At 62.6% G+C, this 16,707-nt stretch carries 14 protein-coding genes and 1 tRNA gene; 2 read left to right on the top strand and 13 right to left on the bottom strand.

Features of this window, described 5'->3' with window-relative positions; translation table 11 throughout:
- Positions 1-47: 47 nt before the first annotated feature.
- From B5V03_RS04260 to B5V03_RS04220, 9 genes are all read right to left on the bottom strand, one after another.
- Positions 48-929, bottom strand: a complete 882-nt coding sequence (locus B5V03_RS04260; protein ID WP_129268032.1) for a 3-keto-5-aminohexanoate cleavage protein — start codon at positions 927-929, stop codon at positions 48-50.
- Between the two features lie 3 nt (positions 930-932).
- Positions 933-2,162: a CaiB/BaiF CoA transferase family protein gene (locus B5V03_RS04255; RefSeq protein ID WP_129268031.1), complete on the bottom strand. Its 1,230-nt coding sequence runs from the start codon at positions 2,160-2,162 to the stop codon at positions 933-935.
- A gap of 200 nt (positions 2,163-2,362) precedes the next feature.
- Entirely contained in the window at positions 2,363-4,552 is a 2,190-nt protein-coding gene (locus B5V03_RS04250; RefSeq protein ID WP_129268030.1) for a pentapeptide repeat-containing protein, read from the bottom strand.
- A gap of 119 nt (positions 4,553-4,671) precedes the next feature.
- Positions 4,672-5,877 (bottom strand): MFS transporter, encoded by a 1,206-nt coding sequence (locus B5V03_RS04245; protein WP_129268029.1) that lies wholly within the window; start codon positions 5,875-5,877, stop codon positions 4,672-4,674.
- 133 nt (positions 5,878-6,010) lie between these two features.
- Positions 6,011-6,838 (bottom strand): 3-keto-5-aminohexanoate cleavage protein, encoded by an 828-nt coding sequence (locus B5V03_RS04240; protein ID WP_129268028.1) that lies wholly within the window; start codon positions 6,836-6,838, stop codon positions 6,011-6,013.
- 122 nt (positions 6,839-6,960) lie between these two features.
- Positions 6,961-8,349, bottom strand: coding sequence for an MFS transporter (locus tag B5V03_RS04235; protein ID WP_129268027.1), 1,389 nt, complete (start codon positions 8,347-8,349; stop codon positions 6,961-6,963).
- A gap of 570 nt (positions 8,350-8,919) precedes the next feature.
- Entirely contained in the window at positions 8,920-9,123 is a 204-nt protein-coding gene (locus tag B5V03_RS04230; protein ID WP_129268026.1) for a hypothetical protein, read from the bottom strand.
- Positions 9,124-9,133: 10 nt separating this feature from the next.
- Positions 9,134-10,468 carry a PQQ-dependent sugar dehydrogenase gene (locus tag B5V03_RS04225; protein WP_129268025.1) on the bottom strand — a complete coding sequence of 445 codons (1,335 nt, stop codon included), beginning with the start codon at positions 10,466-10,468 and terminating at the stop codon, positions 9,134-9,136.
- Entirely contained in the window at positions 10,465-10,917 is a 453-nt protein-coding gene (locus tag B5V03_RS04220; RefSeq protein WP_129268024.1) for a DUF2231 domain-containing protein, read from the bottom strand. The genes B5V03_RS04225 and B5V03_RS04220 overlap by 4 nt, the downstream gene beginning before the upstream one ends.
- Positions 10,918-11,199: 282 nt before the next feature.
- Here B5V03_RS04220 and allE point away from each other — a divergent pair, with 282 nt between their 5' ends.
- Positions 11,200-11,994, top strand: coding sequence for a (S)-ureidoglycine aminohydrolase (gene allE, locus B5V03_RS04215; RefSeq protein WP_129268023.1), 795 nt, complete (start codon positions 11,200-11,202; stop codon positions 11,992-11,994).
- A 66-nt stretch (positions 11,995-12,060) separates the two neighbouring features.
- Here allE and B5V03_RS43010 read toward each other — a convergent pair whose 3' ends face one another.
- Together B5V03_RS43010 and B5V03_RS04210 are read right to left on the bottom strand one after the other, a co-directional pair.
- On the bottom strand, positions 12,061-12,471 hold the full coding sequence (locus B5V03_RS43010) for a hypothetical protein (protein WP_433995327.1): 411 nt from the start codon (positions 12,469-12,471) through the stop codon (positions 12,061-12,063).
- Between the two features lie 22 nt (positions 12,472-12,493).
- Entirely contained in the window at positions 12,494-15,274 is a 2,781-nt protein-coding gene (locus tag B5V03_RS04210) for a UPF0182 family membrane protein (protein WP_129268022.1), read from the bottom strand.
- Positions 15,275-15,597: 323 nt separating this feature from the next.
- Between B5V03_RS04210 and B5V03_RS04205 the strand changes: the two genes are divergently transcribed.
- Complete coding sequence (locus B5V03_RS04205; protein ID WP_129268104.1) at positions 15,598-16,380, top strand: pentapeptide repeat-containing protein; 783 nt, start codon at positions 15,598-15,600, stop codon at positions 16,378-16,380.
- Positions 16,381-16,404: 24 nt separating this feature from the next.
- Here B5V03_RS04205 and B5V03_RS41310 read toward each other — a convergent pair whose 3' ends face one another.
- Positions 16,405-16,557, bottom strand: a complete 153-nt coding sequence (locus B5V03_RS41310; RefSeq protein WP_164987778.1) for a hypothetical protein — start codon at positions 16,555-16,557, stop codon at positions 16,405-16,407.
- A gap of 69 nt (positions 16,558-16,626) precedes the next feature.
- Positions 16,627-16,700 (bottom strand) — tRNA-Gly (locus tag B5V03_RS04200).
- Positions 16,701-16,707 lie beyond the last annotated feature (7 nt).

Raw genomic sequence — 16,707 nt, 5'->3', positions numbered from 1 at the left:
GCAAGCCTCGCGTAAGGCCGCGCCGGCGTCATACTGCTGCCACCAAACTATTGTGCCAGTCCCAGCATCGCGCGCGCATCTTTCGCGGTCGCAACGCTCGCCCCCAGGCTCGTCAAAATGCCTGCGGCATGCACGACCAGCTCGGCGTTGGTCTTCGCCAGCACGCCCTTCGACAGATAGAGATTGTCCTCCATGCCGACGCGGACGTGGCCGCCGAGCAAAAAGGCCTGCGCGACCATCGGGAATTCGGCGCGGCCGATGCCGAAGCCGGACCAGATCGCGCCCGGCGGCAGCAGGCTGCGGGCGTAGAACATCGTCTCCGGCGTGGCAGAGAAGCCGTACTTCACCCCGAGCACGAGCGAGAACAGGCCCGGCCCCTTCAGCGTGCCGTCGGCGAACAGGTCACTTGCCAGATGGCAGTCGCCGGAATCGAACAGCTCGATCTCCGGCAGCACGCCCGCCGCCTTCATCCGCTCGGCCATGATGCGGACATTGCGCGGGGTGTTGATCACGACCTCGCCGCCGGAATTCATGGTGTTGAGGTCGAGCGTGCAGATGTCGGGCTTGAGCAGCTCGATGTGCTCGACACGCTTTTCGGGCTGGAGCAGCGTGGTGCCGGGGCCGGCGAGCTTGGGGTCTTCGATCGAAGGGACGAAACGCCCGCCCGGACCGGTCGTGAGGTTGATGACCAGGCTCTTGTTGCGGGCGCGGATCAGCTCGACCACCTCGCGGTAGAGGTCGACGGACATCGAGGGCCGCCCCGTGGCGGGATCGCGCACATGGATATGCGCGATGGCGGCGCCGGCTTCGGCGGCTTCCAGCGCGGACGTCGCGATCTGCTCGGGCGTGATGGGGAGATACGGCGACTGCTCGGGCTTTGTCAGGTTGCCCGTGATGGCGCAGGTGATGATGGTTTTGCCGGTGGTCATGCGCTAGATGATGCCCTGCTGCTTCAGCCCCTCGATCTTCTCCGCGTCATAGCCGAGCTTGCCGCCGAGCACTTCCTTTGTGTGCTCGCCGAGCAGCGGCGGCGCGCGGTAGGTCTCGATCGGGGTGCCCGACAGCGTCAGCGCGTTGCGGATCAGCGAGAGATTTGGCTCGAAGGGATGGTCGACCTTCACCCGCATGCCGCGCGACTGGACGTGTGGATCGGAAAACACCTGCTCGAAATTGTTGATCGGGCCCGAGGGCACGCCGGCCTCCTCCAGTCTGTCCAGCCAATAGGCCACCGGCTGCTTCAGGAACAGGCCGGCGAAGATCGCCATGATCTCCTTGCCGTGCACGACGCGGTCGTTGTTCTTGATGAAGCGCGGATCGCTCGCAAGCTCGGGCTCGCCGAGCACGGCGCAGGTCTTCCGGAACTGGCCGTCATTGCCGACCACCAGCATCAGCTCGCCGTCGGTGCAGCGGAATACGCCGGCCGGCATGCCGCCATTGCCCCAGGTGCCGCGGCGCGGTGGCGTCTTGCCGTTGACGAGGTAGATCTGCAGCCAGTGCGACAGCGAGGCGATGACCGTGTCGAACAGGCAGACGTCGATGTGCTGGCCCTGCCCGCCATTGACGTCGCGATGGTAGAGCGCGGAGAGAATCCCGATCGAGGTGTTCATGCCGGTCATGTAGTCGACGATCGACGGGCCGACCTTCATCGGGCCCTCGCCCGGCTCGCCGTCGATATGGCCGGTCACGCTCATCAGGCCGCCCATCGCCTGGAGGATGGCGTCATAGCCGGCGCGCGGGGCGTAAGGGCCGGTCTGGCCGAAGCCGGTCACCGAGCAATAGATGATGCCGGGATTGATCGCCTTGATGGTCTCGTAGTCGAGGCCGTAACGCTTGAGATCGCCGACCTTGTAGTTCTCCATGAAGACGTCGACGTCCTTGGCGAGCTCGCGGATGATCGCCTGTCCCTCGGGCTTGGCGATGTTGACCGTGACCGACTTCTTGTTGCGGTTGGCGCAGAGATAGAACGAGTTGTTGTTGTTCGCCTTGCCCTCGGGGTCGGTCAGGTATGGCGGGCCGAAGGCGCGCGCGTCGTCGCCGGTGCCCGGCCGCTCGATCTTGATCACATCCGCGCCGAGATCGCCCAACATCTGGGCCGACAAGGGCCCGGCAAGCACACGCGTGAGGTCAAGGATCTTGATGCCTGAGAGCGGCAAGGCCGACATGTCGATTTCCTCCGGGGAACTGGATCTTGGCGCGGCGGCGGGATCGGCCTGCGCCTCCTGCGGATACACTATTTTGCGGTCCTGAGCACTGCACTGGCGGCATACGGCCATCCGCTGGCGCTTTCCCGCCCATCCGCCGGGCGTTCCGCTCGGCGGCATTTCTGGGAATTATCGGGGGCTGTTCGGCGAAGCACCTTGCCCTACGGTGCGAAAGGGCCCGTGCTCAATTTGACTCGCTCAAGCAGCTCTCTGTCTTGTTCAATCAGTTTTTTCATCTCCGGACAGTCCTTGCCTTCGAGCAAATCGCCGGCAAATACCTTCAGTACGTCCCTGTCCTCCAGCATATTTATGTCGAACCTGCGCTTCAGCAGCGCGTGTATGACGTCGACGCCGCCGTTGCGGCAACAGGCGGCGCGCAGATGTTTCCCACGCGTCTTCAGGAAATCGGACTCGCTGGGCAAGGCATTTTCCAGGTTCAGCCATGGTGAAGGTTTGGGAGACTCCGTATCCTTCGTTGTCGGATCTAGGCCACTGATGCGCTCAATCGCATCGTTGCGACGCTTGAGGTCGGAAATGTTTTCCTGGAGAGATCGCTTGAGGGCCTCGAACGTCTCTGGTGTCCATAAGCAATCGTCATCGGCGCTCCTCTCGCACGGCACATAGATGTTGCGCCGATAACTCGCATCAAGAACCGGCTCGCGAACCCAGGGTTGGACCGCAGCATCATTGTACGGGCCTTGCACCGTGCTTCGCCAAAGAAAGGCTCCTTGAAATTTTGCTCCCTCATATCCGGCTTCACCAAATTGAGCTCCTTGAAGATTGGCAAAATTCAGCTTCGCAGCTGATAAGTCGGAAAGCTCGAGCGTCACGCCGGACATCCCTGTACTTTGCAGATCCGCGCCAATAAGGGATGCGCCGCGGAGCGACACCCCCGGCAAATCCGCACGAAAGAGCGAAGCTCCATCCAGATTGACCAGCTGCATCGAGGCTCCGTGAAGACGAGCGCGAGTCAAATCAACGCCCTGCATTTGACTTCCGTCCAGCAAGGCTCCCTGCAGCGAAGCATTTCTCATGGAAGCTCCGCGTAGCCAGACGCAATCATGGTTTGTGCGCGGATTCGCCAGTTTGGAGACCTGATCCTCCACCCATTTCCAGCTCCACCGCAGCTCCTTGCCGAAGTTGTCGAACTTCACCAACGCCTCACCGCACCCGAACTGCGCGCCTTTCAAATCGGCGCCATCGAAATTGGCCTCCTGGAGATGGGCCCCGGTAAAATCGACCCCATCCAAACGGGCTCCGGGCAGCACGGCCCCTTCCAGCCGGCGGCCTCGCAAAGCCAGCGCTTCGCCAGACGCCGACGCGGCATTAAATTCCGGCAGCACGAGCCGATTGGACCATACGCTCACGGGCCTCCGCGTGATCGGGTCAGCTTCTCCGGCGATCAGCAGTGTATGCAGGGACACGAACTTGGTGTCACTGAGCCTCTCCTTGCCCTTCGCAGCCGGCTCGTCCGACGACCATGCCGCCGGAACGATCCGGAGCGTCGGCAGCGCTGTGTGCAGCCATTCGCCCGGGAAGGTGGCAACTGCGCCGACCATCATGATGACCAGCAAGCTCGCCAAAGCCGATGCGGCAACCGGCCAGTGCAGGAAATCGCGCAACCTGAGCCGCGCTATCACACCTCGGTTGATCGAGGGCCAAATGGCCCAGATGAGCACCAGGTCGATCACAACCGCGATCCGCTGCCACCAGCTGACGGGCTCGCTGTGGTAAGCGAGGAATTGAAGCTGGAACAGCATCAACAGCCCGATCGGCAGCACGATCAGGCTGAGCTGGGCAATCAGGCGAAACATCAGGCCTACTCCGCCCGATCGGACGCCGGGCGGCCCGGCGACGAACTGAACGAAGACGTTGCTCGGCAATTGGCGGCGCAAGCTCGCGCGAATGCCGTCGTCATCGATCTGCAGCCGGAGTTGCTGGTGGAAGGCCCCCGCCTTGTCGGCGAGCAGCATGAAGTGCAACAGCACATAAGCGTGCACGACGAGGAAAAGCGCCGGCCCCATGACGAAGAACGCTACCAGCGGCAGCTCGACATTGAGGAACGGCAGCTTGACCGATTTCTCGAACAGGAGATCGCGATGGGTGACGCTGCCGGCGGCGATGGCGAGATAGAGCAGCACGAAGAGATAGCTGAGCCAGAGGCCCGCGCTGACGTTTGCGGCATCGACGACCGCACCGCGCAACGCTTCGAGATCGTTCGCCTTGGCGGCGAAGGCCGGCGGGCTCGGCGGTGACTTGGGAGGGTCCTGCCCGGCAGGCGCTTCCGCCGGCGCCGGAGATGCGCCTGCGGACTGCTCGGAACCTCGTGAGGGCGCCACGGAATCCGTCATCGCTGAAATCGCTTTCGGACGAAGCAACCGAAATGGAGAGCGAATAGGAGTTTTGCCGCACGATGCGGCCTTGCATCAATGCTACACCAAAGCCGCCTGGCAATCTACGGGTGTATCCCTCACACCACGCCGGCCGCGACCACCCCCGGCCGCCGCCGGCCGAGCAGGACCAGGATCAGCACCGTCACGCAGGAAAACACCAATGTCAGGCCCAGGGCGCCGCGGCTGCCGAACTGGGTGAGCAGAGCGGCCAGGAGCGGCGGCGAGATGGCCGAGGCGAGATTGAGCGGCAGCGCGATCATCGACATCGCCTTGGCGAATTCGGCCTGGTCGTAGAACACCAGCGGGATCGTCGCCCGGGCCACCGCCATCGCGCCGCTGCCGGCGCCATAGAGCAGAATGAAGACCGCGACCGCCCAGGTCGCGCCCTCGCTCACCATCAGCAGCAGCATGGCGACGGGCAGCGCCGTGCCGGCGACGAGTCCTGTCGTGATCCCGTCCCACCGTCCCCCGCCGAGAAAATCGAGCCCGCGGGCGCTGACCTGGATCACGCCGAGCATCGAGCCGAACGCAAGCGCCTGCGCCGGCGCCAGACCCTCGGCCCGGAGCAGCTCGATCAGCACGGCGCCGAGGCCGAAATTGACGAAGGCATTGAGCGTAATCGCGATCACGACGAGGTTGAAGGTGCTCCTGGGAATCGCAGGCGCTTCGGAAGGTTTTGCGGCCTCTCCGCCGCCGTCCGTCACGATGTTCCGGCGCGGCGCGCCAAAGGCATAGAGCGGAAGCGAGACCAGGATCAGCATGGCGGCGTAGACGAGGCAGGTGCCGCGCCAGCCGAAATGGCCGCTCAGAAACGAGGTGGTCGGCCAGAAGATGCTGCTGGAGAGGCCGGTCACCAACATCAGCGCGCCGATGGCGTTCTTGGCCTGGCGCCCGGCCACTTCGTTGAGCATGATATAGGCGCCGGTCGACAGCGTGGCGCTGCCGCCCATGCCGAGGATGACCCAGGCCAGGAAATAGAGAATTGGCTCACGCGCAAAATACAGCACGACATAGCCCGGCACGGCCACGACCGTGCCCACCATCATCACCTTGCGGGCGCCATGCCGCGCAAACGCCTTGGCGAGCCAGGGCGCGCACAGGCCCATGGTGACATAAAGCACCGAGCTGCCCGCGAACACCGCCGGCAAGCTCAAGCCGAGATCGGCTGCAAGGTCGCGTCCGATGACGGCCGGAAGACCGATCGTGCCCCATCCGATGAGTTGGGTGATTGCCAGCACCAGCAGGACTCCGAGGAGCCTGCTGTCAGATTTTAGGAATCGCATTCCAAACGTCGCCTGCCCGGCAGGCGCAGATCGCGCCTGTGACGCCAGTCTTAGCCGGAGACTCACCGCACGGGAACCGCGGCCGCCGAATGGCAGAAGGCAGCCGGGAGCATGTCAGGAGGAGGCAGTAGCCCTACCGCGCGATCCCGAGCAGGGCTCGCGCCTCGGCCGCGGTCGCGACGCGCCGGCCCCGGCGCGTGACGGCCTCGGCGGCGATGCTCACGAGCTCGGCATTGCTGGCCGCAAGACGCGTCTTGTCGACCCTGATATTGTCCTCGAGCCCGGTGCGAACCGCGTCCGCGCCGCGCGCGAGCGCCCAGCCCATGACCTCGGCTTGATGGCGTCCAATCCCCGCGGCGGTCCACGTCGCTTTCGGAATCAGCCGCCGGAGCTCTGCCAGCAGGATGTCGAGGACGTGCTCGTCCGCCGGCATCGCGTTCTTGACGCCCATGACGAACTGCACGTGCGGCTGCGCATCGATCAGCCCCGCCTCGATCAGGCGGCGGGCGCCGTGCAGATGCGACAGATCGAAGATCTCGATTTCCGGGCGGATACCGCCCGCCTTCATGCTGGTGGCGAGCATCTCGACCAAAGCGGTGCTGTTCTCATAGACAATCGTCGGAAAGTTCACCGAGCCCGTGGACAGCGAGGCCATGTCCGGCTTCAGATAGAGCGATGATCCCCGCGCCGAGGGATCGCGCCCCCGGCCGCCGGTCGAGAACTGAACGATCATGTCAGGACAATGTTTCCTGATCCCCTGCTGCACCAGGGCAAAGCGCTCCGGATCGGACGACGGCGTCTCGTCGTCGTTGCGAACATGGATATGGGCTAGCGTGGCACCGGCCTCGAAGGCCTCGTGCGTGGATTCGATCTGTTCGGACGGCAGGATGGGGACTGCGGGATTATCCTTCTTGCGCGGCACGGAGCCGGTGATTGCGACAGCAACGACGACGGGGTTCATCCTGCAACCTCATAATGATCGCGCTCACGCGCACAAGATTTCAATCGACAGTCACTCTATACGGAGAAGCCTGCCGCTGCGAACATCATCGTTCGCAGCGGTATCGCCTGCTGCCACAGGCGTCAGGCCCGAACTGCGGCGGCGGCGCTCGCGGCGTCCGCACGCTGCCGCTCGTAATCCGCCCGCGGCATCGGAACGGCCTCGGGATTGCCGAGATCGTCGATGCTGACCCGATAGGTTTCCCGGGCCGTGACGGCCGCAAGCGCCGCAATCACCGTGATGCCGAAGGCGATCGCCCCCACCGTCAGCGGAATGTTGGCCGAGCCGGGAGGCGCCACGGTCGCAAACAAGGCAGGAAGCAACGCGGTGATGGTCGTTCCGATGTTCTGCGAAATCGCCATCGCCGACACACGGGTGCGGGTCGGAAACAATTCCGGGTAAAAGCTCGGGAAGATCGCGTTGTAGCCCTGATAGACGACGCCCCACATCAAGAGCGACACGAGGATCGCCAGCGGCACGTTCCTGATGCTGATGGCGTAGAGATAGGCGAAGGCCAGCACGCCGGAGAGAAGTGCGCCCACGATGATCGGAGGCTTGCGGCCGACCTTGTCGGAGAGATTGCCGACGAAAGGAATGACGAAGATTGCCAGCATGTTTCCAAGCACCGGGATCCACAGATAGACGTCCTTGGCAAAGCCGATGCCATAGGCCGGCTGGACCGCGTAGGCCGCCCCGAAGATGGTCGCAACGACCGGGATGACGTTCATCAGCGCCATGCAGATGACCCGGAGCATATCGCGCCAGCTCAGCTTGATGGCCTGAACGATCGGCGATCGCGGCGTTTGTCCTCGCTCGCCCTCTTGCGCAAAGGCAGGGGTCTCGTCGACTTCGCGGCGAATGATGTAGCCTGCGACGATGACGAAGAAGCTGAGCAGGAACGGAATCCGCCAGCCCCAACTGTTGAAGGCCTCGGTCGGCATATAGGCCGCCAGCGGCAGGAAGATGGCTGCCGCGAGGATTTGTCCGGCCTGCACGCCCTGAAGCGCGAAGCTGGCATAGAATCCGCGACGGCCGAACGGCGCGTGCTCCAGGATCATCGAGCTCGCGCCGGAGATCTCGCCGGCCACGGCAAATCCCTGCACGAGGCGCAGGACAACGAGCAGAATCGGTGCGAGGATGCCGACCTGCTGATAGGTCGGCAGGATACCGACTGCCATCGTCGAGATGCCCATCAGGAACATGCAGACGATGAGAACGGTCTTGCGGCCATGGGTGTCGCCCCAATGTCCGAGCACGAAGGCACCGATGGGACGAGCCACATAGCCGACGCCATAGGTCGCCAGCGATGCGACGATTGCGACGGTGGGGTTTTCCGACGGGAAGAAGATTTGCGGGAAGATCAGCGACGCAGCGGTCGCATAGATGAAGAAGTCATAATATTCGAGAGCCGACCCGATCCAGCCGCTGGCAGCGGCCTTCCTGGACTGACTCATGTCGCGGATCGCGGTCATCTCAAAATTCCTCCACTGGTGTGTTGACGTCCCGTGAGCGGGCTTCTTGGAGAAATTGGGCAGCACTGTCCGCGCGCTGTGCGGAGTCTTCCGCGCGCTTGTCGCTGCCGATAGGTGTCTGATTGGTCGCGACAATAGGCTTTCGCCGGGCTAACACAATTACCCAGTTATGCGATAAACCTAACATGATGTTATTTGTGTGCGGACGCCAACCGCCGGGGCGGCGATCATGCGCGCGGGCCCGCTCGACATGCCGTCGCGGGCCATTGACTGATTGATGGTGCGTGCGAAATAGCGCGAGGCTTCGGCCACCCGCGCGGTCCGGGACGCTCATCGTGCGACGAAGCCAAGGCCGTGGCGAGAAGCTCGCTTGCGGCCATCCTTCGAGACGCCCGCCTACGGCGGGCCCTCAGGATAAGGTCGGGTTTTGCGGCGAGATATCAGACCCTCATGGTGAGGAGCCCGCCAAAGCGGGCGTCTCGAACCATGCAGGCCGAGCTTGTCCGGCATCCTTCCGCTGTCACATGCGATAGCCCTGCCCGACGCGATTCGACTTCACCCCATCGCGCTCTAGCTTCCCAGCGCATTCTCGCCCGCTTCCCGACCGGGCACGCTGACGTGAACCTCATGTCCTTCGCGCAGCGCGAGTGATGCCGCAGCGACCGCCGATTCGAACGCGGCTTCCTTGGTCACGTACCTGCTTTTGACGTCGCCATCATGCAGCACGCCCCACTCATCCTGCACCGGCACGATCGCGTATTGAGCAAGACCCATCGTTCAACTCCTATCGTTGCGTGAGCTGCGGATGCGCGGCGCTCACACGCCACACCGTGTTGCCGCTGTCATCGGCCACCAGCAGCGCGCCCGTCTTGTCGATGGCGACGCCGACGGGGCGGCCGCGCGCGTGATTGTCGCTGTTGAGGAAACCCGTGACGACGTCCTGCGCGGGGCCGCTGGGCTTGCCGTTGCTGAACGGCACGAACACGACCTTGTAGCCATTGAGCACCTGCCTGTTCCAGCTGCCGTGCTCGCCGACGAAGGCGCCGTTACGATACGCTCCCGGCAGGCTCGTGCCGGTGGAGAAAGCCATTCCGAGCGGCGCGACATGCGAGCTCAGCGCGTAATCGGGCACGATCGCCTTGGCGACGAGATCCGGCCGCTCCGGCTTGACGCGGGGATCGACATGCTGGCCGTAATAGCTGTAGGGCCAGCCGTAGAAGCCGCCGTCCTTCACGGATGTCATGTAGTCCGGCACCAGATCCGGGCCGAGCTCGTCGCGCTCGTTCACCACCGTCCACAGCGCGCCGGTCTGCGGCTCGAAGCTGAGGCCGTTGGGATTGCGCAGGCCGCTCGCAAAAATGCGCCAGCGGCCGCTGGCACGGTCGACCTCGAGGATGGCCGCGCGGTTGTGCTCGGCCTCCATGCCGTTCTCGGTGATGTTGCTGTTGGAGCCGACGCCGGCATAGAGTTTTGAGCCGTCGGGGCTCGCGACCAGGCTCTTGGTCCAGTGATGGTCGATCGGCCCACCCGGCAGCGGCGTCAGCACCGTACCCGGCGCGGTGATTTTGGTGTCACCTTCCGTGTACGGATATTTCACGATCGCGTCGGTGTTGGCGACGTAGAGATCGTTGCCGACCAGCGCGACGCCGAACGGCGAGTTGAGATGGTCGAGGAAGACGCTCTGCACATCCGGCACGCCGTCGCCGTTGGTGTCGCGCAGCAGCGTGATGCGGTTGCTCGGTCCGGTATCGCCGCCGGAGGTCGCCCAGGACTCGACATAGCCCATCACGATTTCCTTGGGCCGCTTGATCGCGGCGCCCGTCGGCGCCTTGGATTCCACCACCAGCACGTCGCCATTGGGAAGCACATAGAGGAAACGCGGATGCTGCAAGCCGGTCGCAAAGGCCCTGGCCTGCAAGCCCTGCGCGACAGTCGGCGTCTCATCCTTATTCCAGCCGACGATGCGTGCGATATGCATCGGCGGCAGCCAATATTGCTGGATGTCGGGCAGCTTCGGATTGGCGCCGATCTGCGCCTTGGGATCGCCGCTGCCGTCATCGCAGCCAGCAAGGCACAGCAGCGAGGTGCACAACAGCGCGCGGGCAATTGAGGACATCATCGCGCAACTCCCACACCGTGGCGATACACCATGGCCCAGCCGAGCCAGCCGGTGACAGGCAGGATCAGCACGGTGATCGCGGAAAGAATGAGCCCGGTCGGCCACACCGAGGTCCAGGCATCGCGCGTGTGGATCAAGGCATTGACGGTGGCGAGGATCAGCGCCACGGCATTGCCAAGCAGATGCGGCCAGGCCGGCGGCTGCGCCCGCACCAGGCGGTTGCCGAGGAAATCGGTCAGGCCGGCGATGGCCGCCAGCACGCCGAAGATGACGCCCACAACAAGGAGCCAGGCGGAAAAATTCGCCCACATGATCTCGGCGCTGACGACATAGGCGATGTCAGTCAGCAGCGCCCCGATGAAGCACGCGATCGGGATCGGCACCAGCATCGGATGAATCGGATGGCCCGCGATTTGCGCGGTGGAGCGCACGCGCACGTCCTGCTGCACGGTCGGCCTCGTGTGGTTTTTCGCCCTGCCCGACCCGGCCAACTCGGTGCTCGCGGTGAAGGTTCCTAGTTTGGCCCGGTCAACTTTGCGCTGATAGGCCGTACAGGCGCGCTTCAAGCCGTTGTGAGGTGAGATCGTCGCACGGCGGCCAGCCGCAATTGCGATACGCCACGCTCTCATTGATCAAATTGAAGAAGCCGGTATGAACAGAACCACTCGCCCGCGTCGCCCCGGTCTTCCGCCGGCGCTTCGCGGCTACGCATGTTGACAAGGGACTCTCAGATGCACCCCACCGACCTGCCTGCCCAACCCGGAATCGTTCGTCCCGGCGCGATCGGCCACAGCCGCGCCGTCGTCGGCCGCAATTTCGCGTTCATCCCGCCGGAAGGCGTCTTGAAGAGCCGGCTGCCGGCGTGGTCGTCAACAACCGTGCGCTTTCTGGCGGCGCCGCCGCTCGGCGCCGAGTTTGCCCAGTTCATGCTGGAGATCGAGCCCTCGGGCGGCACGGCCCGGCCGATCTGCGTGGACCTTCAGCATTTCTTCTACGTCGTGACGGGCGCTGTCGACATCCGCGTGGGTGCCGAAGCGACCTCGCTGACAGAGGGCGGCTTTGCCTATGTTCCGCCGGGCACGTCTTTCACGATGCACTGCAATTCCACCGCGCCCGCCCGCGTCATCGCGCTCAAGAAGCGTTACGAGGCGGCTGAGGGCATCGCGACACCGCCGTCAATCATCGCTCAACAGCAATCGATGCCGGTGACGAACCATACCGGACTGCAGGGGCGCGGCTTCAAGCACCTGCTGCCCATGGGCGATCTGCGATTCGATTTTGAGATGAACCTGATGTTCTTCCAGCCCGGCGTCTGTTTTCCAGCCGTCGAGACCCACATCATGGAGCACGGGTTGCTCATGCTGGAGGGGCAAGGCTTGTATTATCTCGGCGATAGCTGGCACGAAATCTGGGTTGATGACTTCATCTGGATGGGATCGTTCTGCCCGCAGCAGTTCTATCCCACCGGTTCGAGCCAGTCGGTCTATCTCTTGTACAAGAACGTCAACCGGGATGTTGCGCTCTGACGGACGGCAGGGCATTGAACTCAAGCGCGAAGGCTTGCCGCACCTCGCATTGCAATTCGCGCAACTCTATCTCCGATTCGGAGACCTAGAACGACTCGACTTCGCCCGGCTTATCTTCAGCGTCATCGTGTCGGCTATCTCCTCATCTTCATACAAGGTAGCCTTATCATGCTCAATTTTGCCAGATCCAACGTGCGCGACCGGTTCACTCCCAATCCACATTCTCGCGTATGTATCAACAGGTTGAAGGTCACGTTTCTGATACCTCAGCTCACGGACAGACACTTGCAATCGGTCGTGAAACAAGCCGACATAGTCGAGGTTACCGCCGACGTCAGATTGAAGCTGAGGTTTTTTCTTAGGATTTCTAGTGCGCCTCCACCAGTTGAAGCCAGGGGGCAACAAGCACGCCTGGGGCTGACAGCTCCTAAACATGTTGAACTCATCTAGGATGCCTCCCATCCCTCCGACAAACACAGCCGCCAACGTATGCGGGGATTTAGTGCCCGGCCGATTCCCGGCTCATTTTCTCCAAATCACCACGCATGGCGTCGATCTGCTTGCCGAAGCCTGCCCAATCCCCAGACCGCAACAGCTCCATAGCCCGGTTGTAGCGATCGAGCGCCTCCTGCGCCCTATTTTCCCCCGGACGCGCAGGTGGCGTTTCAGTTGCAGCACTCGGCGACGCGTTCGCTTCTACGAAAAGCGCAGACAAGGCCTCGGCAAGCGTCTCTTTCATGACAACATGCTCGCCGTAGGCCGCGATCACGCGCTTGAGCTCCGGCAAGTGTCCCTGCTCCGCTCGCAGATACAGAGGCGATATATAAAGGATCGAGTTCTCGATTGGGATCACGAGCAAGGTGCCGCGGATCACCCGCGAGCCCATCTGATTCCATAGCGATAGTTGCTGGGAGATCTCGGTGTTCTGGTGAATGCGCGCCTCGATCTGGAACGGTCCGTAGACCAGCTTCTCCTTGGGAAACTCGTAGACGATCAGCTTGCCATAGTCGGGGGCGTCGCAGCGCGCGGCCAGCCAAGCGATCATGTTATCGCGGCGGCTTGGTACCATGGGGATCATGATAAAGAACTCCGCCTGCGTTTCTCCGGGCAGTCGCATGACGATGTAGTAAGGGACCATCGGGGCGATGCCGCCGTCGCTGACCGGCTGGCGCGGAAACTGCCAGAGATCCTCCCGATTATAAAAAACGTCGGCGGCGGCCATGTGATAGGTCTGGTAAAGCTGCGCCTGAATCAGGAAGAGGTCCTCAGGATAGCGAATGTGCTTCTGCAAATCGGACGGCATGACCGCGAACGGCTTGAACAATCCCGGAAAGATACGCCGGTAGGTGGCAGCGATAGGGTCCACCTGATCCATCAGATAAAAGTCGACGCCGCCGTTATAGGCGTCGATGACAACCTTCACTGAATTGCGGATATAGTTGAGACTGAGGCCGGGCGCAGCCTGCGCAGAGGGAAAATAGTCGCTGGTCGTATAGGCGTCCTGCATCCAGAACATTCGTCCCTCGCTGACAACCAGATAGGGGTCATGATCGAGTCTAAGGAACGGGGCGATTGTGCGTACCCGTTCCTGGATGTTGCGCCGGATCATTATTCGACTGTCGTCGGTGATGTAGCTCGAGAGAAGCAGGTTCACGTCGTTGAAGTGGTGGGCGAGTATGATTTTCCGCACCATCCCCCGCAGGGGGATGCCACCGGCGCCATCATAGGCCGCGTAGACGTTTTCGTTCCTCTTCGGATAGTCGAATTCCGGCGTGGCTCCCTTGACGATGACGTACTCGCTTTTCTCCTGTCCATAGTAGATGCGCGGTTCGCGGATTTCGGGGCCGCCGTCGGCAACGGGAGGAATATCCCGCAAATAAAGCAGCGGGAGCCCTTCGGCGCTCTTTTGCGTTACCGGGCTCATCACCGCGCCATTGCCGTGGGTGAACAGGACATGGAGGTTGACCCACGTCTGTGCGTTAGGTGGCAGCAGCGAGGATTTGAGCTCGCGCGCCGAGAGCATCACGCTTTGATAGGTCCCGCCAAACCAATAGCGATCCACATCCAGGTCGCGCAGTTTGTAGTAGGTGCGTATCTCCTGCAGTTGGGCGTAGGTATCCGCCAGTGGCTGCCAGTCCCACAGTCTTATGTTCTCGATGGTCGCCTTGTTGGCTTCGAGTGTCCTGGGCGTGAGGTTCTGTTCAGCCGGAAATGGCTTCGCCGCGATCCGGTCGAGCTTGTAGGCTTCCCGGGTCAGGCGGATGCTGCGTTCGATGTAGGGCCGCTCCAACTCCAGCTCGTTCGGCTTGACATAAAATCGCTGAAACAACGTCGGGACCACGCCGGACAACAGGAATGCGCCTCCGAAGACCAGCAACATCGCGGCGGTGGGGAGCTGGTAGGTGCGCGCCCACAGGTTCGCCCACGCGGCCAATGCCGCGACGACCGCAAGCCCGATCAGCAACCAGAGGATGGGTAGCTCCACATGGACGTCGGTATAACTTGCCCCGACCACAACATCATTGTCTCCGTAGAGCAGCAAGTAGCGGTCGAGATAGAAGGACCAGGCCTTCACGGCAAGGAAGCAGCCGAGCAGCGCTGAGCCGTGGGCAATTGCTGTCGGCGAGATCGACCATCGCTGGGCCTGGTATCCGATGTCGTCATGCACCCAATAAATCATTGCTGCGAACAGCGCGCTCACGAACAGCGTGAGCAAAGCCCAATTCTTTATGGCGATATAGGCCGGCAGGGAAAACAGATAGAAACCAATATCCCTATCGTACAGTGGATCGTTCGCGCCGTATGGCAGGTGATACAGGAATTGCAGAAGGACGCTCCAGTTGCTGACCTCCCCCAGGGCGACAAGGAGGGCGACGAGTCCGGTGCTGCCGGCGATGGTGAGGGACCACGGCAATCGGTCGCGCATGAATTCAAACAGATCGGGCGTCGGCGTAGTGGTCGCGAACTTCCAGTCGAAACCGGCGGGAAACCGGACCCGTTGCCGTCGGACAACGTGAAGAGCGAGCCGTGCGTTGGTCCACACGATGACGGCAGTTGCCGCGAAGACGACGAAAAAGATTCCGGCTTTCGCGACGATCGTCGTCCAGAAAACCTGCCGATAACCGATCGCTGAGAACCACATCCAGTCGACCAGGAAGTCGCTGACGAGCGCGAGCAGGACCAGGCAAATTGCGGCGAAGATGGCAGTCGCAATCAGCCCGACCACGGCGGCGTTTCGCCTTGGTGCCTTCCGTTCGGGCCCGGTAATCCCGATCGTCATGATTGAACTATAGCAGAACGAGAAGCATGGCGACGCCTGTTGCGGAGTTTCGCATCTGTTTTTTTTGCGTCTTGCTTCCTACATCAGGGCAAAGGCGCGCATCACCGTACGCGCGCCAAAATCGGGAGAGCGCCATGAATGGTGATCTCACGACACCGTGGTGCCTGTGCGCCTTCAAAAGCGGTCTGAATGACAAGCCGAGCCGGCGCGGCGAAGGATCGCGACAGGAGCGGTCGACGGTTCGGGCCTAGCGGCCGCCAATGTCGGGCAGGCCCGCTCCGGCGCTTGCGGCGCGGGTGAAGCTCGTCGTGATGGAGTTGGCGATGACACGAACGCTCGGCGCTGCAGCACTGGGTCTCGCGCTTCTCGCTGAGCCGGCGCAGGCGCAAGATATGATGGGCGGCGTCGACCTCTCGTCGCCCGACATGGTCGCGGCGGAAATGACTCGCGCGGAGGTCGAGACCGCGCTTGCTGCGCCGCCCGTCGATTTCACCGGAAAGCGCTTGTCTGGCCTCGACCTGTCCGGGCTCGACCTGTCCGGCGCGATCTTTCGCGCGGCACGGCTCAACAAGACGAGGCTTGTCGGCGCGAAGCTCGATCTCGCCGTCCTCGATCAGGCGTGGCTGATCGAAGCTGACCTCACCGGCGCAAGTCTGAAGGGCGCAAAGCTGTTCGCCTCGCAGATGCTTCGTGCCCGGCTCGACGGCGCCGATCTCTCGCAAGCGCGGGTTGCAGCTGATCTGACTGGCGCGAGCCTTGTCGGAGCCTCGATCGCGGGCGCAAACCTGGGCGCCGATATGCGCAACCAGTCGATGGGCCTCATGCGCACAGTGTTGAAATCTGCCAATCTTGAACGACTCGACGCGCGCGGCGCCGACCTTTCCCGCGTTGATCTCGAATTTTCTTCGCTCAGGGATGCCGATCTGACCACCGCTTCCCTCAAGGGCGCACAGCTCGGCGGCGCCAACCTGACCGGCGTCACCTTCATCGGCACCGATTTCGACGGCGCCGATCTTGCTTCGGCGAAGCTCAGCGCGCCGATCGGCCTCGACCGCGCCAAAAATTTCGACAAGGCCAAAAATCGCGACCAGCTGATAAGAGAGTGACGGCCCCCAAATGTTCGCTCACCGTCAGACGATACGTATGATGCGATGAGTACGGGGCAGCCAGAGCAGCGCCGACATGAACTGGCGAGTTTGAGATATGGTGGCAACGAGCGGACGCACCGCCACCGTATTCGGCGGAACCGGATTTCTCGGCCGCCGAATGCGTGACAGGTTCATGCCCCGCTCCGCTGATGCCGCCGGGTGTCGGAATGAAATCCGGCGCTCGCACCAAATCATTGAAAACTTTGGAGCGGGTGAAGGGAATCGAACCCTCGTATTCAGCTTGGAAGGCTGCTGCTCTACCATTGAGCTACACCCGCGTCTGGG

This window comes from Bradyrhizobium betae (genome assembly GCF_004123905.1).
Lineage (GTDB): Bacteria > Pseudomonadota > Alphaproteobacteria > Rhizobiales > Xanthobacteraceae > Bradyrhizobium > Bradyrhizobium betae_A.
Note: the sequence above shows the minus strand (reverse complement) of the source record. Positions and strands in the feature narration are given on the sequence as shown.